This is a genomic window from Ferrovibrio sp. (assembly GCF_041906005.1).
In the GTDB taxonomy this organism is placed as follows: Bacteria; Pseudomonadota; Alphaproteobacteria; order Ferrovibrionales; family Ferrovibrionaceae; genus Ferrovibrio.
The window spans coordinates 2,424,105-2,450,189 of the sequence record NZ_JAYRJY010000001.1; the positions used below are offsets into that span (position 1 = coordinate 2,424,105).

Consider the following 26,085-nt stretch of genomic DNA (forward strand, 5'->3'; position numbering starts at 1 on the left):
GCGCGTCGCAGCATGACCGATCTTGCCACCGATCTTCCTGCCGCCGCCAAGCCGGCCCCGGCGCGGCCGGCGAAATTGCGGCGTTTCCTGGCCGCCTGGCCGCCGGCCATGCTGCTGGCCCTGGGCTGGGTTGTGCTGATGCTGGTGGTGGCGCTAGGCGCCGACCTGCTGGCGCCCTACAGCTTCACGGCGTTCGATCTCAAGGCACGATTGCAGACGCCGGTCGGCATGGGCGGGTCCTGGGCGCATGCGCTGGGCACCGACGAACTCGGCCGTGATGTGCTGTCGCGCCTGATCATGTCGATCCGCATGAGCCTGCTGATCGCCTTTTTCGGCACGCTGATCGCCGCCGGCATGGGCACCACTTTGGGCATTCTTGCCGCCCATCTGCGCGGCCGCTTCGAGGCGCTGGTGCTGGTGCTGATCGACTTCCAGGCCAGCATGCCCTTCATGATCATCGCGCTGGCCGTGCTGGCCTTCTTCGGCAACGACATCACGCTGTTCGTCGTGCTGATGGGTTTCCATAGCTGGGAGCGCTATGCCCGCATCGCCCGCGGCCTGACGCTGTCGGCCAACGAGCAGGGCTATGCCGCTGCCGTGCGCAATCTCGGCGCCGGCAGCTGGCGCATCTATGGCCGCCATGTGCTGCCCAACATCGCCTCGACGCTGATCGTGTCGATGACGCTGACCTTCCCCGAGATCATCCTGCTGGAAAGCGGGCTGTCCTTCCTGGGGCTGGGGGTGCAGCCGCCGCTCACCTCGCTGGGCAACATGGTGGGCTATGGCCGCGAATATATCACCCGCGCGCCCTGGATCATGCTGGCGCCCAGCGCCGTGATCGTGCTCACCACCCTGTCGATCAGCATGTTGGGCGACTGGCTGCGCGACCGCCTCGATCCAACCCTCCGTTAGTCAAGCAAGAGAAGATCAAGACATGTCCGACAAGGCCCGCAAGAACATCCTGCTTATCGTCGTCGACCAGTGGCGCGGCGACATGTTTTCCTACCTTGGCACGCCCGGTCTGAAGACGCCGAATATCGACATGCTATGCCGCGAGGGCGTCACCTTCCGCAACCATTTCACCACGGCGGTTCCCTGTGGTCCGGCGCGCGCCTCGCTACTGACCGGCCTGTACCAGATGACCCATCGCGCGGTGCAGAACACCATTCCGCTCGACTCGCGCTTCACCAATCTGGGGCATGAGCTGCGCAAGAACGGCTATGACCCGGCCCTGATCGGCTATACGACGACGACGCCGGATCCGCGCACCACGGGCCCGAACGATCCGCGTTTTTTCGTGCTGGGCGATATCATGGACGGGTTCCGTCCCGTCGGCGCCTTCGAGCCCTACAAGGAAGCCTATTTCGCCTGGATGGCCTCGAAGGGCTACAAGCTGCCGGAGAATCCCGAGGATGTCTGGCGTCCGCGGGCCGGCGAGCCGGGCGCGACGCGCGAACCGGGCCAGCTGCCGAAGGAATTGTCCGATACGGCCTGGTTCACCGAGCGCGCGCTCACCTACCTGAACGGCGCCAGCAACCGCAACTGGTTCCTGCATCTGGGCTATTACCGGCCGCATCCGCCCTATATCGCGCCCGAGCCTTACAACACCATGTACGATCCCGCCGACATGCCGGCGCCGGTGCGGCATGCATCGGTGGAAGAAGCGGCGGCGATGCATCCGCTGCACAAATTCTATATCGACACCGTGAACCAGCGTGGCTTCTTCCAGGGCGCCAATGACCTGGGCTCGGCGATGAGCGAGGAAGAGGTGCGCGTCATGCGCGCCACCTATTTCGGCCTGATGACCGAAATCGACGACCATCTCGGCCGCGTCTTCCAGTTCCTGAAAGACAGCGGCCAGTGGGATGACACGCTGATCATCTTCACCTGCGACCATGGCGAGCAGCTAGGCGACCATTACCTGCTCGGCAAACTGGCCTATTTCGACGGCAGCTTCCGCATCCCGATGGTGATCCGCAATCCCGACCGCGCCGCTGAATCCACGCGTGGCCAGATCGTCGACCGCTACACCGAAACGGTGGACACCATGCCCACCATCCTGGAATGGATCGGTGCCGAGATCCCGCGCCAGTGCGATGGCCGTTCGCTGCTGGATTTCACCTATGGTGCCGTGCCGGCCAACTGGCGTACGGAGGTGCATTACGAATTCGACTTCCGCGACATCTTCTACTCCAAGCCGGAAGGCATCCTGGGCACGGCGATGGACCAGAGTTCGCTCGCCGTGGTGCAGGATGACGACTACAAATACGTTCATTGTGCCGCCCTGCCGCCGCTGTTCTTCGATCTGAAGAAGGATCCGGGGCAGTTGAGAAATGTGGCGAATGATCCGGCCTATATGCCGAAGATGCTGGAATATGCGCAGAAGATGCTGAACTGGCGGCTGGCCCATGCCGACAAGACGCTGACCGGCTATCGCGCCAGCCCGCATGGGCTGGAAATCCGGCGCTGACGCAACTGGCGGGTTGGTCCGTAACCGGATTAGCGCTATAGGATTGGGCGTTTCGCCCAATCCTCCGCCGGCCCCGGGGCCGATGCGGTCTGTTGTCCGGTGTTCGCCCTGTCCGAGTCCAGCCCCCGTCGCCTGCCATCCATCGTGATCCTGGTCGCCATGTCGGCGATCGGCCCGATGGCGCTCAATATCTTCATGCCTTCGATGCCGGGCCTGGCCCGGCATTTCCAGGTCGATTACGGCCTGGTGCAGCTCACGCTCACCTTCTACCTGATCGGCCTCGGCCTGGCGCAGCTTGTCTATGGCCCCTTGAGCGACCGGTATGGTCGCCGCCCGGTGCTGCTCTGCGGATTGGCGATCTTCTGTGTCGGCAGCCTGCTCTGCGCACTGGCGCCCTCGATCGAGATGTTGATGATCGGCCGTGCCTTCCAGGCGATCGGCGGCTGTTCGGGCCTGGTGCTGGGCCGTGCCATCATCCGCGACCTCTATGACCGCGACCGTTCGGCGGCGATGATCGGTTACGTCACCATGGCGATGTCGCTGGCGCCGATGTTTTCGCCGGCGCTCGGCGGTTATCTGGACACGCTGTTCGGCTGGCGCGCCAGCTTCGCCTTCTGTGCCGTGGCCGGCATCATCGTGCTGGCCTGCGTGACCGTCACCCTGCGGGAAACCCTGGCCGAGCCCGGGTTGGGCGAGGGGATCGGCGCCATGCTGCGGGGGTATGGCTCTCTGCTGCGTTCGCCCACCTTCTGCGGTTATGCCCTGCAGACGGCCTTCACCTCGGGCATGTTTTTCGCCTTCATCGCCGGGGCCCCTTTCGTGGTGGTCACCGTCATGGGCCAGCCGCCATCCAGCTATGGCCTGTGGTTCATGGTTGTCTCGGTCGGTTATTTCGCCGGCAATTTCTGCACCGGACGCTTTGCGGTCAGGCTGGGGGTGGATCGCATGATCGGCATCGGGGCGATCATCGGCCTGTTCGGCATCCTGGCCCTGGCGGCCATCGGCTGGCTTGGCCTGCTCACCCTGCCGGGGCTGTTCCTGCCCATGGCGGTGGTGGCGTTGTCCAACGGCCTGACGCTGCCGAATGGCACCGCCGGGGCGGTTTCGGTGAATCCCCGGGCGGCGGGCGCCGCCGCCGGCCTGTCGGGCGCCCTGCAGATGCTGGTCGGCGCCGGCGCGGCCGTGCTGGTCGGCTACGGCCAGGACCTCGACCCCAGCCAGTATCCGATGATCTGGACCATGCTGGGCAGCGGCCTGCTGGCGGTGCTGGCCTTCGCCGTCGCCGCGAAAATCCGCACGGGACGCACCTGAAACCGCCCTGCGGTCCGGGTCGGGTGCGATAAACCCGCATGTTTTGCGGCTCCGATTCGACCCGGCTGCCAAAAAACCGCATGTCTAGCGGATTTTTGCGCTTTCCCCGATGGGCAAGAGGCCGGCGCGGTGCTATGGAGGATTCGGGAACCAACTCCCGATTCGTTCATAACAACATCTGACGCATCTTTTCTGAGGAGAGAGACCATGGCTAAAGCGGCCGCCACCAAGACGGTTACTGTGACCGCGAAGCAGATCGCCACCGCGCTGGCCGAGAAGCATGAGCTTCAGAAGAAGGCCACTGCCGGTCTGTTCGAGGAATTCTTCGCTGCCGTGACCAAGTCGCTGAAGAAGGGCGAGCGCGTTCGCCTGGGCGACCTCGGCATCCTGCAGGTCCGCAAGCGTGCTGCCCGCATGGGCCGCAACCCGCAGACCGGTGAGCCGATCAAGATCAAGGCTTCCAAGAAGGTTGCCTTCCGCGCCTCCAAGGTGCTGAAGGAAGCGATCTGATCCGTCCCGCAAGGACGTTGTCCGATCCAGGGCCTGCCTCGCGGCAGGCCCTTTTTCTTTGCCGCGTTTCCACCATTCGCCGCTGTCATCGTTCCGTCATCCGGGTCATGGAAAATTCACGGGACAACGGGCAGGCCCGGATTCATCTTCCCGGCCAAGAATTTGTCGCTGCGGTGATTCGCATCGCGTGCCGGCAACAGCAGGTGACCGATGAACGTGGCTTTCCGTCCCGCCCGCTACCGCACCATATGGATATCCGACATCCATCTGGGCACACGCGGCTGCAAAGCCGACCTGCTGCTGGAATTCCTCAAATATACCGAAGCCGACACGATTTATCTGGTTGGCGATATCGTCGATGGCTGGCGGCTGAAACGCTCCTGGTACTGGAACCAGAGCCAAAACGACGTGGTGCAGAAACTGCTGCGCAAGGCGCGCAAGGGCACCAATGTGATCTACGTGCCGGGCAACCATGATGAAGCCCTGCGCGACTTCATCGAGGACAACGGCCTGCAATTCGGCGGCATCACCGTGCAGATGGAAGCGGTGCACGAAACGGCCGACGGCCGCAAGTTCCTGGTCACCCATGGTGACCATTTCGATGGCATTGTCACCTGCGCCAAGTGGCTGGCCCTGCTGGGCGATGCCGCCTATGGCTTCGCGCTGAGCCTGAATACCGGCTTCAATCATCTGCGCCGCCGGATGGGCCTGCCCTATTGGTCGCTGTCGGCCTATCTGAAGCACAAGGTGAAGAACGCGGTCGAGTTCATCTCCGATTACGAGCGCGCCATTGCCGAAGAGGCGCGGCGGCGCCATGTCGATGGCGTCGTCTGCGGCCATATCCATCATGCCGAGATCCGCGAGATCGACGGCATCCTGTATTGCAACGACGGCGACTGGGTGGAGAGCTGCACGGCGCTGGTCGAGCATGCCGATGGCCGGCTGGAAATCCTGCGCTGGGCCGAACTGCGCGAAAATCTCGGCTCCTTCCTGCTGGCTGGCGAGGCCATGGCCGGGGATGAGGTGGCCGGCGAGTCGGCAGAGGATGGTCGCCCCCCCCTCCCGCAGCCCTTGCCCGAACCGGTGGGCTGAGGCCGGCTTCTGCCCGCCGCGCACCCGTTGGCCGGGTGACTAGCCCGATTCGGGTGCCGATTCGCCCGCCGGTCGGCCCTGGGGGCTGTTCGACAACTCTGGGCAGCGGCGCCTTTGCTTGGTATTCTCTGCCCATGGGAGTGTTGTCTTCGATACTCGGTGCCATCGGCATCGGCGGCAAACAGGAAGCTGTCAACCTGCGCCAGACCCCGTCTGGCATGCGGGCCGGCGATATCGTGGTCGGCACCGGCGACAAGGCCGAACCGGGCAAGATGGTCACGGTGCATTACGCCGGCTGGATCTGGGAAAACAACAAGCCGACCCGGATGTTCGACTCCTCCTACAAACGCGGCCAGCCATTCGAGTTCCTGCTCGGCCAGGGCAAGGTGATCAAGGGCTGGGACGAGGGCGTGGCCTACATGAAAGTGGGCGGCAAGCGGGCCCTGCTGATCCCGCCCTATCTGGGCTATGGCGCGCGCGGCAACGGCCGCATCATCCCGCCCAACGCCACCCTGTTTTTCGAAATCGAACTGGTCTCGGTTCGCTGAACCGGCCTGTCCCGGCCTTGCTGTCGCCGCATTCCGGCGGCAGGCTTCGCCGCGTCGTTCCATTCATTCGGAGTCTTTGCAATGCTGTTGTCCCGTCGCGCTCTTGCCGTTGCCTTGATCGCGGGCCTTTTGTTTTCCGCCCTGCCATTCGCCGCCCGAGCCCAGGAGCAGGTCACGGCGTCGGGCCTGCGCTATACCGAGGTCAAGCCCGGCAACGGCGAAACCGCCCGGCGCGGCCAGACCGCCGTGGTGCATTACACCGGCTGGCTGATGGAAGGCGGTCAGAAGGGCCGCAAATTCGATTCCTCGCGCGACCGCGGCCAGCCTTTCGCCTTTCCGCTTGGCGCCGGCCGGGTCATCAAGGGCTGGGACGAGGGCGTCGCCGGCATGAAGACCGGCGGCCAGCGTACGCTCGTCATCCCGCCGCAACTCGGCTATGGCGCGGCCGGTGCCGGTGGCGGCGTGATCCCGCCCAACGCCACGCTGATCTTCGATGTCGAACTGATCGAGCTCAGGTAAGCCCTTTCACCACCACTTTCGGCCAGCGTGACGGCCAGGACTTGGCCGTCACGCGCGCGCGATATTCCTCGATCTTGCGCCAGCCGCTGGGCGTCGGGTGAACCCGGCCGGCCAGCAGATCGGCCACGCCATGCGGCGCCAGCAGGCGCAACGTGCCGTCATCGTCCATGGTGACGGCCACGGCCGTCGGCGTTTCCAGCCAATGTCCGATGGCGTGGGCGGTGTCGCGGTAAGGGGCGTCGCGGTTTTTCAGATGCATGCGCGCCATGTTGCGCACCGACCAGGATTGGGTGATGCGGGCGGCCGCCAGTTCCGTCTCGGCCGCGCGCTCGATGGTGCGGCTGATATCGGCCGGGTCGGAATAGACGATATCGATATCGTTGAGCGGCGTGCGCTGGGCAAAGCCGCAGAGCCGGTCCCAGACCAGGCTGCGCACGAACCCGGCGCCGATGGCCCAGTCCGGCAGACTGAGGCTGCGGGCCAGCCACAGGATATCCATGGCCCAAGGATCGGCGGCGATGATGTCGATGACGGCTTTGTGATCGGACGACATGCAGCGATCCTAAAACAGAAACGGCCGGGTTGCCCCGGCCGTTTTCATGTCTGCGATCTGCAGTATTGCGCTTACGCGGCCTTGGCCAGGTTGCGCAGCACGTAATGCAGGATGCCGCCATTCTTGTAGTAGTCGATCTCGTCCAGCGTATCGATGCGGCACAGCACCTCCACGGTCTGGGTCGAGCCGTCGGCGCGGGTGATGGTCACCGGCGTCTTCATGCGCGGCTTCAGGCCGGTGGCGATGCCCGAGATGTCGAACTTCTCCGAGCCGTCCAGCTTCAGGTCGAAGCGGGTCATGCCGTTCAGGAACTGCAGCGGCAGGATACCCATGCCGACCAGGTTCGAACGATGGATACGCTCGTAGCTTTCGGCGATCACGGCCTTCACACCCAGCAGGATGGTGCCCTTGGCCGCCCAGTCACGCGACGAACCGTTGCCGTATTCCTTGCCGGCCACGATCACCAGCGGGGTGCTGCTGGCCTTGTACTTCATCGCGGCGTCATAGATCGACATCACCTCGCCATCGGGCATGTGCTTGGTGATGCCACCCTCGGTGCCCGGCACCATCTCGTTCTTGAGGCGGATATTGGCGAAAGTGCCGCGCATCATCACCTCGTGGTTGCCGCGACGGGCACCATAGGAGTTGAAATCGGCATAGCTGACGCCGTGGTCGGTCAGGTACTTGCCGGCCGGGCCGTCCTTCTTGATCGAGCCGGCGGGCGAGATGTGGTCGGTGGTGATCTTGTCGCCCAGGATCGCCAGCACGCGGGCGCCCTTCACATCGGTAATCGGCGCCGGCGTCGTGCTCATGCCCTCGAAATACGGGGGATGCTGCACGTAGGTCGACTTCTTGTCCCAGCCATAGGTCTGGCCGGTGCCGACCTTGATCTTGCGCCATAGCGGATCGCCCTTGAACACGTCGGCATAGCGCTTCTTGAACATCGCCGGCGTCACATACTTGCGCACCGTGGCCGCGATCTCCTTGTTGGAGGGCCAGATGTCCTTCAGGTAGACCGGCTTGCCCTTGGCGTCATGGCCCAGCGGCTGGGTCGCGACGTCGATGCCCAGGTTGCCGGCCAGCGCATAGGCCACCACCAGCATCGGCGAGGCGAGGTAATTCGCCTTGGTCAGCGGATGGACGCGGCCCTCGAAGTTGCGGTTGCCCGACAGCACCGCACCGACGACGAAGTCGTTGTCGGTGATCGCCTTCGAGATGTTGTCGGGCAGCGGGCCCGAGTTGCCGATGCAGGTGGTGCAGCCATAACCCACCACCTGGAAGCCCAGGGCATCCAGCGACTTCTGCAGGCCCGACTTGGCCAGATAGTCGCTCACCACCTGGCTGCCCGGCGCCAGCGAGGTCTTTACCCACGGCTTGGTCTTCAGGCCCTTCTTCAGGGCGTTGCGGGCCAGCAGGCCGGCGCCCAGCAGCACGCTCGGGTTCGAGGTGTTGGTGCACGAGGTGATCGCCGCGATCACCACGTCGCCATGGCCCAGATCGAAGCTTGACTTCTCCACCTTGGCGCGGAAGTCCAGCGCGGTCTTCTTGCCGTAGAAGTTGCCCATCGCATCCTTGAATTCGGTCGCGGCGCGGCTCAGCGGCACGCGGCCTTCCGGACGGGTCGGACCGGCCAGCGAGGGCTCGACGGTCGACAGGTCGAGTTCCAGCGTGTCGGTGAAGACCGGCTCCGGCGCCTTCGGCGTGCGCCACAGCCCCTGCGCCTTGGCATAGGCCTCCACCAGCTTGATGCGCTGCGGGTCGCGGCCGGAAGCCTTCAGATAGGCAATCGTCTCGGCGTCGACCGGGAAGAAGCCGCAGGTGGCGCCGTATTCGGGGGCCATGTTGGCGATGGTGCAGCGATCGGCCAGCGACAGCTCGTCCAGGCCGGGGCCATAGAATTCGACGAACTTGTTCACCACGCCCTTCTTGCGCAGCATCTGCGTCACTGTCAGCACCAGGTCGGTGGCGGTGGTGCCTTCCTTCGGCTTGCCCGACAGGCGGAAGCCGACCACCTCAGGCAGCAGCATGGAAATCGGCTGGCCCAGCATGGCGGCCTCGGCCTCGATGCCGCCCACGCCCCAGCCCAGAACGGCCAGGCCGTTGACCATGGTGGTGTGGCTGTCGGTGCCGACCAGGGTATCCGGGTAGGCCACCTCGGTCTTGCCGTCCATGCCGGTCCACACGGTCTGCGCCAGGTATTCGGTGTTCACCTGGTGGCAGATGCCGGTGCCCGGCGGCACGACGCGGAAATTGTCGAATGCGGTCTGGCCCCAGCGCAGGAAGGCATAGCGCTCGCCATTGCGCTCGTATTCCAGGTCGACGTTCTTCTGGAAGGCCGACTTGTTGGCCGAGTAGTCCACCATGACCGAGTGATCGATCACCAGATCGACCGGCGAGAGCGGATTGATCTTCTTGGTGTCGCCACCCAGCTTGGTCATGGCATCGCGCATCGCGGCCAGGTCGACCACGGCGGGCACGCCGGTGAAGTCCTGCATCAGAACGCGGGCCGGACGATAGGCGATCTCGCGGTCCGAACGCTTGTCCTTCAGCCACTGGGCCACGGCCTTCAGGTCGTCGACGGTGACGCTGCGGCCGTCTTCGTAACGCAGCAGGTTCTCCAGCAGCACCTTCAGCGAATAGGGCAGACGGGTCAGGTCGCCCAGGCCGGCCTTCTCGGCGGCCTTGATGCTGTAATAGGCATAGGTCTTGTTGCCGACCTTCAGGCTGCGGCGGGTCTTCAGGGTATCCTGGCCCACCACGATGGGAACCGCACGGGCGGCACCAGCGGCCTTGGCGACGGTCTTTTTGACGGCCGGTGCCGTCTTCTTCACCTTGGCGGCGGGCTTGCGGGCGGCAACCGCCTTCTTGCCAACCTTCTTCTTCACGGCCTTTTTCGCGGCCTTGCGGCCAACGGCCTTCTTGGCGGTCTTCGCGGCCCGACGTGCGGATTTCGCGGCTTTCACGGCCTTTTTGACAGCCTTTTTAGCCTTGGCTTTCGCGGGGCTCTTGCGCGCCTTGGCGGCCTTGCGCTGGGTCTTCTTCGCGGCTTTCACGGGGCGATCCTTTCGTGACGGAACGTAAAGATGGGAAAGGCTGGTCAGGCGGGCGGGAAAACCCGCGTCAGATTGCCGCAAATAGGTGCCGCAAAACCATGGGTTTGCCAAGCGCTTTCGGCTGGAGGAAAGTTCAACCGGGGTCGAAATTTAGGCAATGAGAAGCATGCTCAGGGGCGCATTGCGCCACCCCTTGACGGCCTACTGTCCGTACGCTTATCAACGAGACAATAACGACGGTATGGCCACAGGCCATGCTGCGTATCAGGAGGCGACATATGTCCGAGACGTCGGCAATGCCTGACGGGCGTGACCCGTTGGGACGCGATACTATCCCGAAATTCATCGCCTACAACGCGCAGCACCGTCGTGACCGCCCGGCCATGCGTGAAAAGGACCTGGGCATCTGGCAGAGCTGGACCTGGGGCGAGGTGGCCGACAAGGTGCGCCTGCTGGCCTGCGGCCTGGCCGCCATGGGTTTCAAGCGCGGCGACAAGCTGGCCATCATCGGCGACAACCGGCCGGAGCTGTACTGGACGCTGGCCGCCACCCAAGCGCTGGGCGCGATCCCGGTGCCGATCTACCAGGACAGCGTGGCGGACGAGGTGCAGTACGTCATCGACCACGCCGAGGCCCGTTTCGCCCTGGCCGAGAACCAGGAGCAGGTCGATAAACTGATCTCGATCAAGGATCGCCTGCCCAAACTGGAGATGATCATCTTCAGCGATCCGCGTGGCATGCGGCATTACGACCAGCCCTACCTGGGTGACCTGGAAAAGCTGATGGCCAACGGCGAGGCCTATAGCCGGGCCCACCCGAATTTCTTCGACGAGGAAATGGCCAAGGGCAAAGGCAGCGATATTTCGCTGATCTGCTACACCTCCGGCACCACCGGCCGGCCCAAGGGCGTCATGCTCAGCCACGACAACGTGGTGCGCTCGGCCCGGCTGGCGATCGATTTCGACAAGATCAACGAAACCGACGAGATCCTGGCCTATCTGCCGATCGCCTGGGTGGGCGACAATTTCATTTCCTATGCCGAGGCAGCCATCGCCGGCTTCTGCGTGAACTGCCCGGAATCGGCCGATACCGTGCTGCAGGACCTGCGCGAGGTGGGACCGACCTATTTCTTCGCGCCGCCGCGTATTTTCGAGAACCTGCTCACCACCGTGATGATCCGGATGGAGGATGCCAGCAGCCTCAAGCGCGGCATGTTCCATTACTTCATCGGCGTGGCGAAACGGGTGGGGCGCCGCATCCTGGAGCGCAAGCCCGTCTCGCTGACCGACCGGCTGCTTTATGCCCTAGGCGACCTGCTGGTCTATGGCCCGCTCAAGAACGTGCTGGGCATGTCGCGCCTGCGGCTGGCCTATACCGCCGGCGAGGCGATCGGACCGGATATCTTCGATTTCTTCCGTGCGCTCGGCATCAATCTGAAGCAGCTCTACGGCCAGACGGAATGCACGGTGTATCTGTGCATGCATACCGATACCGACGTGAATCCCGACACCGTTGGGCCGCCGGCGCCGGGCGTGGAACTGAAGATCGATCCCACCAGCGGCGAGGTGCTGTACCGCAGTCCGGGCGTATTCGTCGGCTATTACAAGAACGATGAAGCCACGGCCGAAACCAAGACGCCGGAAGGCTGGGTGCATACCGGCGATGCCGGCGTGTTCACCGATGCCGGCCATCTGCGCATCATCGACCGCGCCAAGGATGTCGGCCGGTTGACCGACGGTTCGCTGTTCGCGCCAAAATATGTCGAGAACAAGCTGAAATTCTTCCCGCATATCAAAGAGGCGGTGGCCTTCGGCGACAAGCGCGACTATGCCGCCGCCTTCATCAATATCGACCTGGCCGCGGTCGGTTCCTGGGCCGAGCGTAACGGCATCGCCTATACCTCGTATTCCGACCTGGCCGGCCGGCCCGAGGTCTACGATCTGGTCAAGGGCTGCATCGAGAAGGTGAACCGCGACCTGTCGTCCGACAGCAGCATGGCTGCCAGTCAGATCAAGCGCTTCCTGATCCTGCACAAGGAACTGGATGCCGATGACGGCGAGCTGACGCGCACCCGCAAGGTGCGCCGCCGCATCATCGCCGAGCGTTACGGAGAACTGATCGAGGCGCTGTATTCCGACCGCGATTCCATCGCGGTGGAGGCCAAGATCACCTTCGAGGACGGCCGCACCGGCACCTTCAAGGCCAACCTGAAGGTTGCCACTGCCGAAACCTACGCCACCATGCGCAAGGCGGGCTGAGACCATATGACTGTAGAGAAGAAAATCGGCCCGACCCTTCTGAAGGTCGACAATATCAGTCTGTCGTTTGGCGGCGTGAAGGCGCTGACCAATATCAGCTTCGAGATCCGCGAACACGAAATCCTGGCCATCATCGGCCCGAACGGCGCGGGCAAATCCTCGATGCTCAACTGCATCAACGGCTTTTACCATCCGCAGGAAGGCACCATCACGTTCCGTGGCCAGGCCCGCAAGCAGATGCGCCCGCACGAGGCGGCCAGCCAGGGCATCGCCCGCACCTTCCAGAACATCGCGCTGTTCAAGGGCATGTCGACGCTGGACAACATCATGACCGGTCGCCTGCTGAAGATGAAGGCCGGTCTGCTGTCATCGGCGATCTACAAGGGTCCGGCCGAACGCGAGCAGATCGAACATCGCGAATATTGCGAGCGCATCATCGACTTCCTCGAAATCCAGGCGATCCGCAAGGTGCCGGTCGGGCGGCTGCCCTACGGCCTGCAGAAGCGCGTCGAACTGGCGCGCGCGCTGGCGGCCGAGCCCACTCTGCTGCTGCTGGATGAGCCGATGGCCGGCATGAACCTGGAAGAAAAGCAGGACATGTGCCGCTTCATCCTGGACGTGAACGACGAGTTCGGCACCACGATCTGCCTGATCGAACACGACATGGGCGTGGTGATGGATATTTCCGACCGCGTGGTGGTGCTGGATTACGGCCGCAAGATCGGCGACGGCGCACCCGACGAGGTTAAGAACAATCAGGCGGTGATCGACGCCTATCTCGGCGTACAGCATTAAGGGGGCGGCGGGATGGCGTTTTTCTTCGAGGTTCTGATCGGCGGCCTGATGGCCGGCGTGATGTATTCCCTGGTCGCCCTGGGCTTCGTGCTGATCTTTAAGGCGTCCGGCGTGTTCAACTTCGCCCAGGGCGCCATGGTGCTGTTTGCCGGGCTGTTCTTTGTCGGCTTCATGGAACTGGGCGTGCCCATGCTGCTGGCGCTGCTGCTCACCATCGCCGTGATGGTGCTGCTGGCCGGCGTGATCGAGCGGCTGGTGCTGCGGCATCTGGTGAACCAGGAAGGGATCATCCTGTTCATGGCCACCATCGGCGTGTCGTTCTTCCTGGATGGCTTTGGTCAGACCATCTGGGGCAGCAACGTGCGCCAGCTCGATATCGGCATCCCGACCGATCCGATCTTCCTGATGGATGGCGACATCCTGATCCAGTCCTTCGATCTCTGGGCTGCCCTGGTGGCTGGCACGCTGCTGGCGACCCTCGTGGTATTCCAGAAAACCCGCATTGGCCGCGCGCTGCGTGCCGTGGCCGACGATCATCAGGCCGCCCAGTCGGTGGGCATTCCGCTGAACGTGATCTGGATCATCGTCTGGGCCATTGCCGGCCTAGTCGCGCTGGTGGCCGGCGTGATGTGGGGCTCCAAGCTGGGTGTGCAGCCGGCCATCGTGTCGCTGGCGCTGAAGGCGCTGCCGGTGCTGATCCTGGGCGGCTTCACGTCCATCCCGGGTGCCATCATCGGCGGCCTGATCATCGGCGCCGGCGAAAAGCTGGCCGAGGTCTATATCGGGCCGCTGTTCGGCGGCGGCATCGAGAACTGGTTCGCCTATGTGCTCGCCCTGGGCTTCCTACTGATCCGGCCGCAGGGCCTGTTCGGCGAAAAGATCATCGAGCGCGTGTAGCGGTTAGGGGAAACAGGTCATGTTCTATCGCGAATCCGGCCAGTACAAGACCAGCTACCGCGCCGACCAGGCCATCTTCACCATCCCGCAGGACCGGGTGTTTTTCGGCCTGCTGATGCTGGCGGCCTTTATCGGCATTCCGCTGGTTTCCACCAATTATATCTACACCGCGCTGCTGATCCCCTTCCTCTGCCTGTCTCTGGCGGCGCTCGGGCTCAACATCCTGACCGGCTATTGCGGCCAGCTTTCGCTCGGCACCAGCGCCTTCATGGGCGTCGGCGCCGTGGCCGCCTGGAATGTCGCCACCCGTATCCCGGACCTCAACATCCTGCTGGTCTTCGCGCTGGCCGGCCTGGTCACGGCGGTGGTCGGCATGTTTTTCGGCCTGCCCAGCCTGCGCATCAAGGGCTTCTATCTGGCCGTCGCCACGCTGGCGGCGCAGTTTTTCCTGCCCTGGCTGTTCGTCAAGATCGGCTGGTTCACCAACCACGCCGCCTCGGGCGTGATCACCGCGCCGCAGATCACGATCTTCGGCTGGTCGGTCGACACGCCGATGGAGAAATACCTGTTCGCGCTTGGTGTCGTCACGCTGCTGGCACTGGCGGCGAAGAATCTGGTGCGCAGCAATCCCGGCCGACAGTGGATGGCGATCCGCGACATGGATATCGCGGCCGAGATCATCGGCATCCGCCCGGTGGTGGCCAAGCTCACCGCCTTCGCCGTGTCGTCCTTCTATATCGGCGTCGCCGGCGCGCTGTATTTGTTCGTCTATCTCGGCTCGGCCGAGCCCGACGGCTTCACCATCACCATGTCGTTCCAGGTCCTGTTTATGATCATCATTGGTGGTTTGGGCTCGATACTGGGTAGCTTCCTGGGGGCCTTCTTCATCCTGCTGGTGCCGATCTTCCTGACGCGGGTGCCGCCGATGCTGGGCTTCGATCTCTCCACCGCGATGATCTCGCATATGGAATTCATGGTGTTCGGCGCCCTGATCGTGATCTTCCTGATCGTCGAGCCGCATGGCCTGGCCCGGCTGTGGCAGATCGCCAAGGAAAAGCTGCGAATCTGGCCGTTCCCCTACTGACCCATCCAATGGGGCAGGCATAAAAACCGAGTTTGTCCTGTGTTTTTGGCGTGCTAGGCTAACTGCAATTCCCGCCACATAAGGCGGGTGTAACCGGGAGGATAAAATGAAAGCATCCAAATGGATTGCGTCCCTTGTTCTGGGCGCGTCCCTGGCCGGCGGCGCCACGGTCGCCCTGGCGCAGGAACAGGTGATTCCGTCGATGGTCTATCGTACCGGCCCATACGCGCCGAGCGGTATTCCGGTCGCTGATGGTTTCGCCGACTACGTCAATCTGGTGAATGAGCGCGATGGCGGCCTCAACGGCGTCAAACTGCGCAACGAGGAATGCGAGACGCAGTACAACACCGAACGCGGCGTTGAATGCTACGAGCGCCTCAAGGCATTGGGCGGTACCATCTTCAGCCCGTATTCCACCGGCATCACCTATGCCCTGATCGATCGCGCGCCAACCGACAAGTCGGTGATCTTCTCGATGGGCTATGGCCGCGCCTCGGCCACCGTCGGCAACATCTTCCCGTGGGTGTTCACCGCGCCCGCCACCTATTGGGGTGGCGCCTCGGCCGGCATCCAGTACATTTCCAAGGAACTGGGCGGCAAGGATAAGATGAAGGGCAAGAAGATTGCCTACGTCTATATCGACATCGCCTACGGCAAGGAGCCGATCCCGGTCTTCCAGAACTACGCCCAGGAGCTCGGTTTCCAGCTCGAACTGGTGCCAGTGCCGGCGCCGGGCCTGGAGCAGAAGTCGATCTGGCTGCAGATCCGCCAGATGCGGCCCGATTATGTCTATCTGCAGGGCTGGGGTGCGATGAACGCCGTGTCGCTGAAGGAGGCCGCCGCAGTGGGCTTCCCGCGCGAGAAGATGGTCGGCATCTGGTGGTCGAGCCAGGATAGCGACGTGCAGGCGGCCGGTCCGGCGGCCAAGGGCTACAAGGGCCTGACCTTCCACGGCGCCTCCAAGGACCTGCAGGTCCTCAAGGACATCAAGAAGTTCCTGGTCGACAAGGGCAAGGCTTCCAACGGCGGCAAGCATTTTGGTGAAATCGGCTATCTGCGCGGCGCCATGAACGCCATGCTGACGGTCGAGGCCCTGCGCGCCGCCCAGGAAAAGCACGGCAAGGGCAAGGTGATGAACGGCGAGCAGTCGCGTGACGGCTTCGAGGCCATCAACCTGACCGATGCCGGCATCGAGAAGCTCGGCCTCAAGGGCTTCCTGCAGCCGCTGAAGCTGGCCTGCGACAACCACCTGGGCGACGGCAAGATCCTTGTCGTGCAGTGGCAGGGTGACCAGTGGAAGCCGGTCAGCGACTGGATTCTGCCGGAGAACCAGAAGCTGTGGCCGCTGTATCTGAAGGACGCAGAAACCTACGCCCGCGAGAAAAACGTCGCGTCGCGCGCCTGCGCCAAGTCGTAATCACGACGATATCCCCTGCCGGGTAACCGGCAGGGGATTTTCTTTACCGCTTCCGTTGAACGGATCTTTCCATGACCGCCCAGACCAATGTCCAGCCGCATGCCGACGCCCAGCCCCTGCTGTCCGTCAACAATATCGAGGTGATCTACAATCACGTCATCCTTGTGCTCAAGGGCGTGTCGCTGCAATTGCCCAAGGGTGGCATCGTGGCGCTGCTGGGTGCGAACGGCGCCGGCAAGACCACCACACTGAAGGCGATTTCCAATCTGCTGCGCGCGGAGCGCGGCGATATCACCAAGGGCCATATCGATTATCACGGTGAACGGGTCGATCAGCTCAATCCCTCCGCGCTGGTCAAGAAGGGCCTGATCCAGGTGATGGAGGGGCGGCACTGCTTCGCCCATCTCACCGTCGAGGAAAACCTGATGACCGGTGCCTTCACCCGCTCCGATGGCGGCAAGGCGATCGCCCAGGACCTTGAGAAGGTCTACACGTATTTTCCGCGTCTCAAGGTGCGCCGCAAATCGGTTGCGGGCTACACCTCAGGCGGCGAGCAGCAGATGACGGCGATCGGCCGCGCGCTGATGAGCCAGCCCGACACCATTCTGCTGGACGAACCCTCGATGGGTCTGGCGCCGCAGCTGGTCGAGGAAATCTTCGAGATCGTGCACAAGCTGAACAAGGAAACCGGCGTCAGCTTCCTGGTGGCCGAGCAGAACACCAACATGGCGCTGCGCTATGCCGATTATGGCTATATCCTGGAAAACGGCCGCATCGTGATGGACGGCGAGGCGCAGAAGCTGCGCGAGAATGCCGATGTGAAGGAATTCTACCTCGGCCTCGGCGCCGGCGGCCGGCGCAGCTTCCGCGATGTGAAGCATTATCGCCGGCGCAAACGCTGGCTGGCCTGATCGTATCGAAATCGCAGGAGAGTATTGTGGCGCGCGCGAGCAAACCGAAATCGGCAAAGCCGAAGACTGCTAAGGCACTGAAAACCAAGACAATGAAGGTGCGCGCCGATGAGTATTTCGACAAGCGCGAGACGCGCTCGCCGGCGTCGCGCCTGAAGAGCCAGATCGCGGCCCTGCAGGCGCTGATCGCCCATGCCAAGAAGGCCAGTCCCTATTACCGCGAGATCCTGAAAGACGTGAAGCCGGCGAAGATCACCTCGCTGGCGGCACTGGCCAAACTGCCGGTCACCCGCAAATCCGATCTGGCGCCGCGGCAGAAGGCAATGCCGCCGCTGGGCGGCCTGCTGGCCGGCAAGCCATCCGAGATCGCCAATGTCTTCCAGTCGCCCGGTCCGCTGTATGAAGCCTATGGCCGGGCCACGCCGAAGGTGAAGGATCCTTGGCGTTTTGCCCGCGCCATGTGGGCTGCCGGCTGCCGCCCGGGCGATCTGGTGCACAACACCTTCTCCTATCACCTCACGCCGGCCGGCCGCATGACGGAAGGCTCGGCTCATGCCATCGGCTGTCCGGTCTTTCCGGCCGGTATTGGCAACACCGAGCTGCAACTGGAGGCCATCGCGCAGCTGCAGCCGCGGGTTTACTGCGGCACGCCGTCTTTCCTGAAAATCCTGCTCGAGAAAGCGAAAGAAGCGGGCAAGCCGGCCACGTCGCTGAAAAAGGGTCTGGTCGGCGGCGAGGCCCTGCCGCCCAGCTTGCGTGCCGAATTGAAAAGCCTGGGTGCCGAGGTGCTGCAATCCTATGGCACGGCGGAACTCGGCCTGATCGCTTACGAGTCGAAGGCGATGGACGGCATGATCCTAGACGAGGACGTGATCGTCGAGATCGTGCGCCCGGGCACCGGCGATCCGGTGGCGCCGGGTGAGGTGGGCGAGGTGGTGGTCACCGTGCTGGCCAATCCGGTCTATCCCATGATCCGCTTCGCCACCGGCGATCTCTCGGCGATCCTGCCGGGCATCAGCCCCTGTGGCCGCACCAATACCCGCATCAAGGGCTGGATGGGTCGTGCCGACCAGACCACCAAGGTGAAGGGCATGTTCGTCACCCCGGGCCAGATCGGCCAGGTGGCGGCCCGTCACCCGGAAATCGCTCGCGCCCGGCTGGAAGTCAGCTCGGAAAACAACCTCGACGTCATGGTGCTCAAGATCGAGGTGAGGGGCCATGTCTCGACGGTCGACGCCGCTGCGCTGGCCAAGGCGGTGACTGAAAGCGTCCACGCCGTGTGCAAGCTGCGTGGCCATGTCGAGGTGGTGGCAGCCGGCAGCCTGCCCAATGACGGCAAGGTGATCGCCGACCTCCGCACCTATCAGTGAGACTCTGGTCAGTAAGCGCCTGAAAAGGCTAAACTCCGCCGCGTCATGGCGTTGGCGGTCGAAGGGCTCGTCTGCATTCGCGGCGAGCGTCAGCTCTTTTCCGATGTGAATTTCCGTCTCGCGACTGGCGAGGCGCTGCTGCTGCGCGGCCCGAATGGCAGCGGCAAATCTAGCCTGCTGCGTCTGCTGGCCGGTTTCCTGCCGGCAGCCAGCGGCCATGTGCTGCGGGACGAAGAGGCCCGGCTTTTCTATGTCGGCCATCAGGATGCCGTGAAGCCGCAACTCAGCACCGAAGACAATCTGGTCTTCTGGGCCCGTCTGCTCGGTCTCGATGATGCCGAAGCGCGCGGGCAGTCCATCGCCGCGCTGGAGGCCGCCGGCCTGTCGCGCCAGCGCCGCCTGCCGGGCCGTTATCTCTCGGCTGGGCAGAAGCGCCGCCTGGCGTTGTCGCGCCTGCTGATCGCGCCGGCCGATCTGTGGCTGCTGGATGAACCGACCAACGCGCTGGATACCGCTGCCGTCGCCTGGCTGGGCGGCGTGCTGGCCGCGCATCGCGCCCGCGGCGGCGTGGTGATCCTGGCCAGCCATGTGGATGTGCCGCTGCCCGATGCGCACCGGCTCGATCTGCCGGAAGGCCGGCTGTCATGATGAAGGCCTTTCTCGCCATTGTCGGCCGCGACCTGCGACTGGGCTTCGGTGCCCAGGGCGCCATGCTCACCACGCTGCTGTTCTTCGTGCTGGCGGTCAGCCTGTTTCCGCTTGGGGTCGGGCCGGAGCCGGAAATCCTGGCCCGCATCGCCGCCGGTGTGATCTGGGTGGCCGCCTTGCTGGCGGCCATGCTGTCGCTCGACCGGCTGTTCCAGACCGATCAGGAAGACGGCACCCTCGATCTGCTGGCCCAGGCGCCGCTACCGCTCGGGCTGGTGGCGCTGGCAAAAACCCTGGCGCATTGGCTCACCACCGGCCTGCCGCTCACCGTGATCGCGCCGCTGCTGGCGGTGATGATGCAGATGGATCTGGCGGCCATGCCGGTGCTGCTGCTCGCCCTGCTGCTCGGCACGCCGTCTTTGAGCCTGATCGGTGCGATCGGCGCGGCGCTGACGCTTGGCGCCCGGCGCGGCGCTGTGCTGGTGCCGCTGATCACATTGCCGTTAGTCATTCCCGTCCTGATCTTCGGTGTCGGGGCGGTGGAGGCTGCGACCTATGGCCTCACGCCCGCGCCGCACCTGCTGTTGCTGGGGGCTTTCCTCGCCGGCAGCTTGGCGCTTAGCCCCTTTGCCATCGCCGGCGCCATCAAGCTGGCCTTGGAATGAACCCGGCCCTATAAAGCGCCCATGCTCCATGCCCTCGCCAATCCCGCCCGTTTCCTGCGCCTGATGGGCGCCATCCGCCCTTATGCGGCGGCGGTGGCGGTGTTCGGCCTGGGTCTGGGTCTGGGCTGGGGCCTGTTCTGGTCGCCGCCGGATTACCAGCAGGGCGAGACCGTGCGGATCATGTATATCCACGTGCCGGCGGCCTGGATGGCGATGTTCATTTATGCCGCCATGGCGGTGGCTTCGGCGACGGCGCTGATCTGGCGCCATCCGGTGGCCGAACTGGCGGCCAAGGCCTCGGCGCCGGTGGGGGCGGCCTTCACCCTGATCTGCCTGATCACCGGCTCGCTCTGGGGCAAGCCGATGTGGGGCACCTGGTGGGTGTGGGATGCCCGGCTTACCTCGATGCTGATCCTGTTTTTCCTCTATCTCGGCTATATCGCGCTGTGGGAGGCGTTCGACGATCCCGGCCGCGCCGGCCGCGCCGCCGCCATCCTGGCCCTGGTCGGTGCCGTCAACCTGCCGATCATCAAGTTCTCGGTCGACTGGTGGAACACCCTGCACCAGCCGGCCAGCGTGCTGACCCTGGAAGGGCCGAAAATCCACCCTGATATTCTTTGGCCCCTGCTGATCACCGCCATCGGGGCCAAGGGCTATTACGTCTGGGTGCTCAGTTTGCGGGTCAGGGCCGAAATCCTGCACCGTCAGGCCCGGATCCTGCGCTTTTCCGCCGCGACCGATCGCCGCGCGGGCTAGCCTGGGCTAGCCGTTCGGCGGCGAAGACTATATTTTCACCCGACAATTGGCCGCAGGGGCCAAGGGAACCAAAGGGTTAACTGGTGTACTGGTCATCGCTCGGCGATCTCCTGGCCATGGGCGGCCATGCGGCCTTCATCTGGCCGTCTTTCGCCATTGCCATTGTTTTGCTGCTTGGGCTTGGCCTGCAAAGCCGGCTGGCCCTGAAGGCGGCCGAACGCGAGCATGCCGAAGCCAGGCAGGAAGCCGGCCGTGACGATGAAGGTCGGCGTGATGCGTAAGGGCATGTCGCGTAAGCGCAAGCGGTTGCTGGCCGTGCTGGGCCTGATGGCCGGCCTGGCCGTCGCCGTGACGCTGGTGCTGTCGGCCTTCAACGAGAATCTGGTCTTCTTTCACAGCCCGTCCGATGTGGTGGAAAAGCAGTTGCCGCCCGACCGGCGCTTCCGCATCGGCGGCCTGGTGGTGCAGGGCAGCGTGAAGAAAGACGGGCTCAACACCGAATTCACCATCACCGACATGCGTCACGAAGTGCGCGTCAGCTATACCGGCATGCTGCCGGATCTGTTCCGCGAGGGACAGGGCGTGGTGGCCAACGGCAAACTGGACCGCGAGGGCCGTTTTATCGCTGCCGAGGTGCTGGCCAAACATGACGAGAATTACATGCCGCCCGAGGTCGCCGACGCGCTCAAGAAATCCGGCCAGTGGCATGAGAATAATGGCGACCATCTCAAACTGGTGAAGCCGGGCTCATGATCGCCGAATACGGCCATATCGCACTCATTCTCGCGCTCTGTCTGGCGCTGGTGCAGGGTATCCTGCCGCTGATCGGCGCCGCCCGTGGCATCGATAGCTGGATCGCGCTGGCACCGCAGGCCGCCCTCGGCCAGGCCGTGCTGGTGGCCTTTGCCTTCGGCTGCCTCACCTATGCCTATGTGACCTCGGATTTCTCGGTGCTGAACGTGGCCGAGAATTCGCACACCCTGAAGCCCATGCTCTACAAGATCAGCGGCGTATGGGGAAACCACGAAGGCTCGCTGCTGCTGTGGATTCTGATCCTGGTGATCTTCGGCGCCGCCGTGGCCGTGTTTGGCGGCAACCTGCCGGCCACGCTGAAGGCGCGCGTGCTGGCCATCCAGGGCCTGATCGGCGTCGGCTTCCTTGCCTTCATCCTGTTCACGTCGAATCCCTTCGGCCGCCTGCTGCCGCCGCCGCTGGAAGGCCGGGGCCTCAATCCGCTGCTGCAGGATCCGGGGCTGGCCTTCCACCCGCCGTTTCTCTATCTGGGGTATGTCGGTTTCTCGGTGGCGTTTTCCTTCGCCGTCGCCGCCCTGATCGAGGGGCGCGTCGATCCGGCCTGGGCGCGCTGGGTGCGGCCCTGGACACTGGCGGCCTGGTGTTTCCTCACGCTTGGCATCGCATTGGGTTCCTGGTGGGCCTATTACGAACTGGGCTGGGGCGGCTGGTGGTTCTGGGATCCGGTCGAGAACGCCTCCTTCATGCCCTGGCTGGCGGGCACCGCGCTGCTGCATTCGGCCATCGTGGTGGAAAAACGCGACACGCTGAAAAGCTGGACCATTCTGCTGGCCATCCTCACCTTCTCGCTCAGCCTGCTCGGCACCTTCCTGGTACGCTCCGGTGTGATCAACTCGGTGCATGCCTTCGCCACCGATCCCACCCGCGGCGTATTCATTCTGGCCTTCCTCGGCGTCGTGGTCGGCGGCAGCCTGGCGCTCTATGCCCTGCGAGCACCGGCCTTGCAGGCGGTCGGCGTTTTCGCGCCGATCAGCCGCGAGGGTGCGCTGGTGCTCAACAACCTGCTGCTGGCGGTGGCCTCGGCTGCCGTTCTGCTCGGCACGCTGTATCCGGTGGCGCTGGACGCGATCAGCGGCGCCAAGGTTTCGGTCGGTCCGCAATATTTCAACGCCGTGTTCATGCCGCTGATGGCGCCACTGGTGGCGGCCATCGCCGTCGGGCCGATGCTGGCCTGGAAGCGTGGCGATCTGGCGACGGCGTTGCAGCGTCTTGTGCCGGCCGCCGTTGCCATGCTCATCGCGCTCGGCCTCGGTTTGTGGCTGATGGATGCCAAAAACTTCTACAGCCTGCTCGGCCTTGGCCTGGGTGCCTGGCTCGGCATTGGCGCGCTATGTGAGGTGGCTTTACGCGTGAAGCTGTTTGCCGCGCCGCTGTCCGAGACGCTGAACCGCGCCCGTTTCCTGCCGCGCGCCGCCTGGGGCATGACGGTGGCCCATCTGGGCGTCGCCATGCTGGTGCTGGGCATCACCGTTTCCGAGACCTGGCAGATCGAGGTACAGCAGGTGATGAAGCCGGGCGAGGTGGCCAAGGTCGGCCCGGTGGAATACCGCTTCCTCGGCGTGCAGCCGATCAAGGGCCCGAACTACACCGCGCAGCAGGGCCGTTTCGAGGTGCTGGAGAATGGCCGCGTGGTGCGCGAGATGCGCCCGGCCCAGCGGCGCTATCAGCAGCCGCCGATGGAAACCACCGAGGCCGCGATCCGGCCATCGCCGGTGGCCGATCTTTATGCCGTGGTAGGCGAAGGCAATGCCGAAACCGGCTGGGCCGTCCGGCTGTACTGGAAGCCCCTGGTCTCCTGGATCTGGCTCGGCGCGCTGGTGATGGCCTTTGGCGGCGTGCTGTCGCTGTCCGATCGTCGCCATCGCGTCGGCGCGCCGGTACGCCGGCGCCAGGCCGCGCCATCCGCGGCCGAATAGGAATCCAGTATGCGCCTCGCCTATCTGGTTCCGCTCGCCGTCTTCGTTCTGATCGGGCTTGGTCTCGCCATTGGCCTCACCCTCAATCCACGCGAAATCCCGTCCGCCCTGATCGGCAAGCCGGTGCCGGAGTTTTCGTTGCCCCCGGTGCAGGGGCGCACGCTAGGACTGGCGACGGCCGATCTGAAAACCGGCGAGCCCAGCGTGGTCAACGTATTCGCCTCCTGGTGTGTACCCTGCCGGGTTGAGCATCCGCTGCTGCTGGCGCTCAAGCGCGACAACCTCGCGCCGATCCACGGCCTGAACTACAAAGACGATCCGGCCGACGTGGCGAAGTGGCTGGACCAGCTCGGCGATCCCTTCACCCGCACAGGCGCCGACCGCAATGGCCGAGTCGGGATAGACTGGGGCGTCTACGGCGTGCCGGAGACCTTCGTCGTCGACGGCAAGGGCAATATCGTGTGCAAGCATGTCGGCCCGCTCACCGACTGGGACATGGACAACAAGATTCGCCCCCTCTTGCGCGACCTGAAAGCCGGTCAGCCGAGCAAGGTGAAATGCTGAAACGCTGCGTTCTCCTGCTTGTCCTGCTGCTTGCCGCCCCTGTCGCGGCCCAGCATCTGGACGATCGCCTGGCCGATCCCGCGCAGGAGTTGCGGGCGCGTGAATTGTCGCGCGAGCTGCGCTGCCTGGTTTGCCAGAACCAGTCGATCGAGGATTCCAACGCGCCGCTGGCACGCGATCTGCGCCGCATCGTGCGTGAACGGGTGGTGGCGGGCGACAGCGACCAGGCCATTCTCGATTATCTGGTGGCGCGGTATGGCGAATGGGTTCTGCTGAAGCCGCGTTTCAATCTGCAGAACCTGCTGCTGTGGCTTGGGCCGGCGCTGTTCCTCATGATCGGAGGTATGGTGGTGTTTTTCCTCTATCGCCGCCAGCGGATCGCCCCGGCCCCCGCCGCCGCACCGCTGGATGCCGAGGAACAGAAGCGACTGGCCGCGCTTCTTGACGACGGGGAGCGGCGCTGATGCTGTGGCTTGGTTTTGCCCTGCTGGCACTGGTGGCGCTTGCCTTCCTGCTCTGGCCTTTGCTGCGTCACCGTCAGGCCGAGGCTGGACGCAAGGCCCATGACCTGGCGGTTTACCGCGCCCAGCTTGATGAAGTGGCGCAGGACTTGGCGCGTGGCGCCCTGACCGAGGCCGAGGCTGCCGCCGCGAAGCTGGAAATCCAGCGCCGCCTGCTGCGCGCCGATGCCGCTGCCGATCCGGCCGCGCCCAGGCATGCTGGTCGCGGCATCCGGATTACCACCATGATCGCGCTGGCGCTGGTGCCGCTGCTGGGCGGCGGACTTTACCTGACGTTGGGCCGTCCCGATGCCGTCGAGTTCAATCTGGTTCAGGCGCGCGCCCGTGCCGAACGCGAGGCGCAACTGCGCCAGGATACCGAACGCATGATCGTGCAGTTGCGCGAGCGCCTGGCGGCGGCGCCCGACCGCGCCGATGGCTGGCTGCTGCTGGGACGTTCGCTGCTGCTGACCGAGCGTCCGGCCGAAGCCGTCGATGCTTTTGATCGCGCCATCGCGCTGCAGCCGGCCGAGGCCGAAGCCTATGCCCTGCGTGCCGAGGCATTGACGCTGGCCGCCGATGGTTCGGTGACCGAAGCCGCCCAGCGCGATTTCCGGGCCGTGCTGGAACGCGATCCCCAGCATCCCGGCGCACGCTATTATCTCGGCCTGGCCCGGTTGCAGCAGGGTGACACGCGCGGGGCGTATGACGATTGGTATGCATTGGCAGCCGACAGTCCGGCCGATGCGCCCTGGCTGGAAACCGTGCATGGCCGCCTGCGCGAACTGGCGCCGCGCTTAGGCGTCGCGCTTGCCCAAGCCATACCCCAGCCCAAACCGGCCGAGGCGCCGGGACCGGACCGTTCGCAGGTGGATGCCGCGCAACAGATGTCGGAATCCGACCGCGCCGAGATGATCCGCGGCATGGTCGATCGCCTGGCCGAACGGCTGAAGGAAAATCCGGATGACGCCGATGGCTGGCTGCGTCTGGCCCGGGCCCGCGAGGTGCTGGGCGAGACGGATGCCGCCCGTGAGGCCCTGCGCCGGGCCGTGGCGCTGCAGCCCGACCGGGTGGATAGCCGCGTGGCGCTCGCCTTCAATCTGGCCGGGGCCGCTGTCAAAAGCCGCGATCCGCTGCCGGCGGAAGCGGTGGCCGAATTCCGCGCCGTGCTGCAGCGGGCCCCCAGCCATGCCCAGGCACTCTGGTTCGTCGGTCGCGGCGCCTACGAGGCCGGGGACAAGGCCGGGGCAGCCGAGTATTGGAAGCGCCTGCTGGCCCTGCTGCCACCCGACTCGCCCGAGGCCCGGGAACTCTCTGAGCGGCTCAGCAGCCTGACCCGCTGAATCCCGCTTCCGCCCGACCCTGTTAACCTTCGTTTAAGGGAGTCCTGCGCGTAATCGGGCCGGGTTGAGGGGCCATTCCGGCCTCCGGGCTG

General features: G+C 64.5%; 25 protein-coding genes. 23 read left to right on the forward strand and 2 right to left on the reverse strand.

All coding sequences use genetic code 11. The features are described from left to right. Window positions 1–12 precede the first annotated feature (12 nt). The 7 genes from ACE3OO_RS11855 (at window position 13) to ACE3OO_RS11885 (ending at window position 6,450) form a co-directional block, all read left to right on the forward strand. A complete protein-coding gene (locus ACE3OO_RS11855) occupies window positions 13–912 on the forward strand; it encodes an ABC transporter permease (protein WP_374303103.1) in 900 nt (299 codons plus the stop codon). A 22-nt stretch (window positions 913–934) separates the two neighbouring features. Next, on the forward strand, window positions 935–2,470 hold the full coding sequence (locus ACE3OO_RS11860) for an alkaline phosphatase family protein (RefSeq protein WP_374303105.1): 1,536 nt from the start codon (window positions 935–937) through the stop codon (window positions 2,468–2,470). Between the two features lie 99 nt (window positions 2,471–2,569). After that, window positions 2,570–3,781 carry a multidrug effflux MFS transporter gene (locus ACE3OO_RS11865; RefSeq protein WP_374303107.1) on the forward strand — a complete coding sequence of 404 codons (1,212 nt, stop codon included), beginning with the start codon at window positions 2,570–2,572 and terminating at the stop codon, window positions 3,779–3,781. Window positions 3,782–3,988: 207 nt separating this feature from the next. Beyond that, window positions 3,989–4,291 (forward strand): HU family DNA-binding protein, encoded by a 303-nt coding sequence (locus ACE3OO_RS11870; RefSeq protein ID WP_374303109.1) that lies wholly within the window; start codon window positions 3,989–3,991, stop codon window positions 4,289–4,291. Window positions 4,292–4,501: 210 nt separating this feature from the next. Beyond that, window positions 4,502–5,383: a UDP-2,3-diacylglucosamine diphosphatase gene (locus ACE3OO_RS11875; RefSeq protein ID WP_374303111.1), complete on the forward strand. Its 882-nt coding sequence runs from the start codon at window positions 4,502–4,504 to the stop codon at window positions 5,381–5,383. Between the two features lie 134 nt (window positions 5,384–5,517). Then, a complete protein-coding gene (locus ACE3OO_RS11880) occupies window positions 5,518–5,931 on the forward strand; it encodes an FKBP-type peptidyl-prolyl cis-trans isomerase (protein WP_374303113.1) in 414 nt (137 codons plus the stop codon). Window positions 5,932–6,012: 81 nt separating this feature from the next. Further along, window positions 6,013–6,450: an FKBP-type peptidyl-prolyl cis-trans isomerase gene (locus tag ACE3OO_RS11885; RefSeq protein WP_374303115.1), complete on the forward strand. Its 438-nt coding sequence runs from the start codon at window positions 6,013–6,015 to the stop codon at window positions 6,448–6,450. On the opposite strand, the gene ACE3OO_RS11890 is transcribed toward ACE3OO_RS11885, so the two are convergent. Beyond that, window positions 6,443–7,003 (reverse strand): nucleotidyltransferase family protein, encoded by a 561-nt coding sequence (locus tag ACE3OO_RS11890; protein WP_374303117.1) that lies wholly within the window; start codon window positions 7,001–7,003, stop codon window positions 6,443–6,445. The two genes, ACE3OO_RS11885 and ACE3OO_RS11890, sit on opposite strands and share 8 nt — an antisense overlap. Before the next feature lie 71 nt (window positions 7,004–7,074). Beyond that, window positions 7,075–9,762 (reverse strand): aconitate hydratase AcnA, encoded by a 2,688-nt coding sequence (gene acnA / locus ACE3OO_RS11895; RefSeq protein WP_374304687.1) that lies wholly within the window; start codon window positions 9,760–9,762, stop codon window positions 7,075–7,077. A 572-nt stretch (window positions 9,763–10,334) separates the two neighbouring features. Here acnA and ACE3OO_RS11900 point away from each other — a divergent pair. From ACE3OO_RS11900 to ccmI, 16 genes are all read left to right on the forward strand, one after another. Further along, window positions 10,335–12,314 carry an AMP-binding protein gene (locus ACE3OO_RS11900; RefSeq protein ID WP_374303120.1) on the forward strand — a complete coding sequence of 660 codons (1,980 nt, stop codon included), beginning with the start codon at window positions 10,335–10,337 and terminating at the stop codon, window positions 12,312–12,314. Window positions 12,315–12,320: 6 nt separating this feature from the next. After that, window positions 12,321–13,109, forward strand: a complete 789-nt coding sequence (locus ACE3OO_RS11905; protein ID WP_374303122.1) for an ABC transporter ATP-binding protein — start codon at window positions 12,321–12,323, stop codon at window positions 13,107–13,109. 12 nt (window positions 13,110–13,121) lie between these two features. Beyond that, entirely contained in the window at window positions 13,122–14,006 is an 885-nt protein-coding gene (locus tag ACE3OO_RS11910; protein WP_374303124.1) for a branched-chain amino acid ABC transporter permease, read from the forward strand. A 19-nt stretch (window positions 14,007–14,025) separates the two neighbouring features. Beyond that, entirely contained in the window at window positions 14,026–15,090 is a 1,065-nt protein-coding gene (locus ACE3OO_RS11915; protein WP_374303126.1) for a branched-chain amino acid ABC transporter permease, read from the forward strand. A gap of 106 nt (window positions 15,091–15,196) precedes the next feature. Then, window positions 15,197–16,507, forward strand: coding sequence for an ABC transporter substrate-binding protein (locus tag ACE3OO_RS11920; protein WP_374303128.1), 1,311 nt, complete (start codon window positions 15,197–15,199; stop codon window positions 16,505–16,507). Between the two features lie 71 nt (window positions 16,508–16,578). Continuing rightward, a complete protein-coding gene (locus tag ACE3OO_RS11925) occupies window positions 16,579–17,418 on the forward strand; it encodes an ABC transporter ATP-binding protein (protein WP_374303130.1) in 840 nt (279 codons plus the stop codon). Window positions 17,419–17,510: 92 nt separating this feature from the next. Then, window positions 17,511–18,788, forward strand: coding sequence for a phenylacetate--CoA ligase family protein (locus ACE3OO_RS11930; protein ID WP_374304688.1), 1,278 nt, complete (start codon window positions 17,511–17,513; stop codon window positions 18,786–18,788). Window positions 18,789–18,833: 45 nt separating this feature from the next. Continuing rightward, on the forward strand, window positions 18,834–19,436 hold the full coding sequence (gene ccmA / locus ACE3OO_RS11935) for a heme ABC exporter ATP-binding protein CcmA (protein WP_374303132.1): 603 nt from the start codon (window positions 18,834–18,836) through the stop codon (window positions 19,434–19,436). Beyond that, window positions 19,436–20,101 (forward strand): heme exporter protein CcmB, encoded by a 666-nt coding sequence (gene ccmB / locus ACE3OO_RS11940; protein WP_374304689.1) that lies wholly within the window; start codon window positions 19,436–19,438, stop codon window positions 20,099–20,101. The genes ccmA and ccmB overlap by 1 nt, the downstream gene beginning before the upstream one ends. Before the next feature lie 21 nt (window positions 20,102–20,122). Further along, complete coding sequence (locus ACE3OO_RS11945; RefSeq protein WP_374303134.1) at window positions 20,123–20,857, forward strand: heme ABC transporter permease; 735 nt, start codon at window positions 20,123–20,125, stop codon at window positions 20,855–20,857. An 83-nt stretch (window positions 20,858–20,940) separates the two neighbouring features. Further along, window positions 20,941–21,138, forward strand: coding sequence for a heme exporter protein CcmD (ccmD, locus tag ACE3OO_RS11950; protein ID WP_374303136.1), 198 nt, complete (start codon window positions 20,941–20,943; stop codon window positions 21,136–21,138). 4 nt (window positions 21,139–21,142) lie between these two features. Continuing rightward, the gene (gene ccmE / locus ACE3OO_RS11955; protein ID WP_374304690.1) at window positions 21,143–21,610 is read left to right on the forward strand and encodes a cytochrome c maturation protein CcmE; all 468 of its coding nucleotides are present in this window, start codon (window positions 21,143–21,145) and stop codon (window positions 21,608–21,610) included. Further along, window positions 21,607–23,586 (forward strand): heme lyase CcmF/NrfE family subunit, encoded by a 1,980-nt coding sequence (locus ACE3OO_RS11960; protein WP_374303138.1) that lies wholly within the window; start codon window positions 21,607–21,609, stop codon window positions 23,584–23,586. The genes ccmE and ACE3OO_RS11960 overlap by 4 nt, the downstream gene beginning before the upstream one ends. Window positions 23,587–23,595: 9 nt before the next feature. Continuing rightward, entirely contained in the window at window positions 23,596–24,150 is a 555-nt protein-coding gene (locus ACE3OO_RS11965; RefSeq protein WP_374303140.1) for a DsbE family thiol:disulfide interchange protein, read from the forward strand. Continuing rightward, window positions 24,144–24,614: a cytochrome c-type biogenesis protein gene (locus ACE3OO_RS11970; RefSeq protein WP_374303142.1), complete on the forward strand. Its 471-nt coding sequence runs from the start codon at window positions 24,144–24,146 to the stop codon at window positions 24,612–24,614. Before ACE3OO_RS11965 ends, ACE3OO_RS11970 begins: the two co-directional genes overlap by 7 nt. Continuing rightward, complete coding sequence (gene ccmI, locus ACE3OO_RS11975) at window positions 24,614–25,993, forward strand: c-type cytochrome biogenesis protein CcmI (RefSeq protein WP_374303144.1); 1,380 nt, start codon at window positions 24,614–24,616, stop codon at window positions 25,991–25,993. The genes ACE3OO_RS11970 and ccmI overlap by 1 nt, the downstream gene beginning before the upstream one ends. Window positions 25,994–26,085 lie beyond the last annotated feature (92 nt).

Excerpts from the sequence above, each read along its gene's own strand:
- ACE3OO_RS11885 (WP_374303115.1), top strand. The coding sequence starts at position 6,013 with ATGCTGTTGTCCCGTCGCGCTCTTGCCGTTGCCTTGATCGCGGGCCTT.
- ccmI (WP_374303144.1), top strand. The coding sequence starts at position 24,614 with ATGCTGTGGCTTGGTTTTGCCCTGCTGGCACTGGTGGCGCTTGCCTTC.
- ACE3OO_RS11890 (WP_374303117.1), bottom strand. The coding sequence starts at position 7,003 with ATGTCGTCCGATCACAAAGCCGTCATCGACATCATCGCCGCCGATCCT.
- ACE3OO_RS11930 (WP_374304688.1), top strand. The coding sequence starts at position 17,511 with ATGAAGGTGCGCGCCGATGAGTATTTCGACAAGCGCGAGACGCGCTCG.
- ACE3OO_RS11860 (WP_374303105.1), top strand. The coding sequence starts at position 935 with ATGTCCGACAAGGCCCGCAAGAACATCCTGCTTATCGTCGTCGACCAG.
- ACE3OO_RS11970 (WP_374303142.1), top strand. The coding sequence starts at position 24,144 with ATGCTGAAACGCTGCGTTCTCCTGCTTGTCCTGCTGCTTGCCGCCCCT.
- ACE3OO_RS11965 (WP_374303140.1), top strand. The coding sequence starts at position 23,596 with ATGCGCCTCGCCTATCTGGTTCCGCTCGCCGTCTTCGTTCTGATCGGG.
- ACE3OO_RS11915 (WP_374303126.1), top strand. The coding sequence starts at position 14,026 with ATGTTCTATCGCGAATCCGGCCAGTACAAGACCAGCTACCGCGCCGAC.
- ACE3OO_RS11880 (WP_374303113.1), top strand. The coding sequence starts at position 5,518 with ATGGGAGTGTTGTCTTCGATACTCGGTGCCATCGGCATCGGCGGCAAA.
- ACE3OO_RS11960 (WP_374303138.1), top strand. The coding sequence starts at position 21,607 with ATGATCGCCGAATACGGCCATATCGCACTCATTCTCGCGCTCTGTCTG.
- ccmE (WP_374304690.1), top strand. The coding sequence starts at position 21,143 with ATGTCGCGTAAGCGCAAGCGGTTGCTGGCCGTGCTGGGCCTGATGGCC.
- ACE3OO_RS11925 (WP_374303130.1), top strand. The coding sequence starts at position 16,579 with ATGACCGCCCAGACCAATGTCCAGCCGCATGCCGACGCCCAGCCCCTG.
- ACE3OO_RS11945 (WP_374303134.1), top strand. The coding sequence starts at position 20,123 with ATGCTCCATGCCCTCGCCAATCCCGCCCGTTTCCTGCGCCTGATGGGC.
- ACE3OO_RS11855 (WP_374303103.1), top strand. The coding sequence starts at position 13 with ATGACCGATCTTGCCACCGATCTTCCTGCCGCCGCCAAGCCGGCCCCG.
- ACE3OO_RS11870 (WP_374303109.1), top strand. The coding sequence starts at position 3,989 with ATGGCTAAAGCGGCCGCCACCAAGACGGTTACTGTGACCGCGAAGCAG.
- ccmA (WP_374303132.1), top strand. The coding sequence starts at position 18,834 with ATGGCGTTGGCGGTCGAAGGGCTCGTCTGCATTCGCGGCGAGCGTCAG.
- ACE3OO_RS11905 (WP_374303122.1), top strand. The coding sequence starts at position 12,321 with ATGACTGTAGAGAAGAAAATCGGCCCGACCCTTCTGAAGGTCGACAAT.
- ACE3OO_RS11900 (WP_374303120.1), top strand. The coding sequence starts at position 10,335 with ATGTCCGAGACGTCGGCAATGCCTGACGGGCGTGACCCGTTGGGACGC.
- ACE3OO_RS11910 (WP_374303124.1), top strand. The coding sequence starts at position 13,122 with ATGGCGTTTTTCTTCGAGGTTCTGATCGGCGGCCTGATGGCCGGCGTG.
- ccmB (WP_374304689.1), top strand. The coding sequence starts at position 19,436 with ATGAAGGCCTTTCTCGCCATTGTCGGCCGCGACCTGCGACTGGGCTTC.
- ACE3OO_RS11920 (WP_374303128.1), top strand. The coding sequence starts at position 15,197 with ATGAAAGCATCCAAATGGATTGCGTCCCTTGTTCTGGGCGCGTCCCTG.
- ACE3OO_RS11875 (WP_374303111.1), top strand. The coding sequence starts at position 4,502 with ATGAACGTGGCTTTCCGTCCCGCCCGCTACCGCACCATATGGATATCC.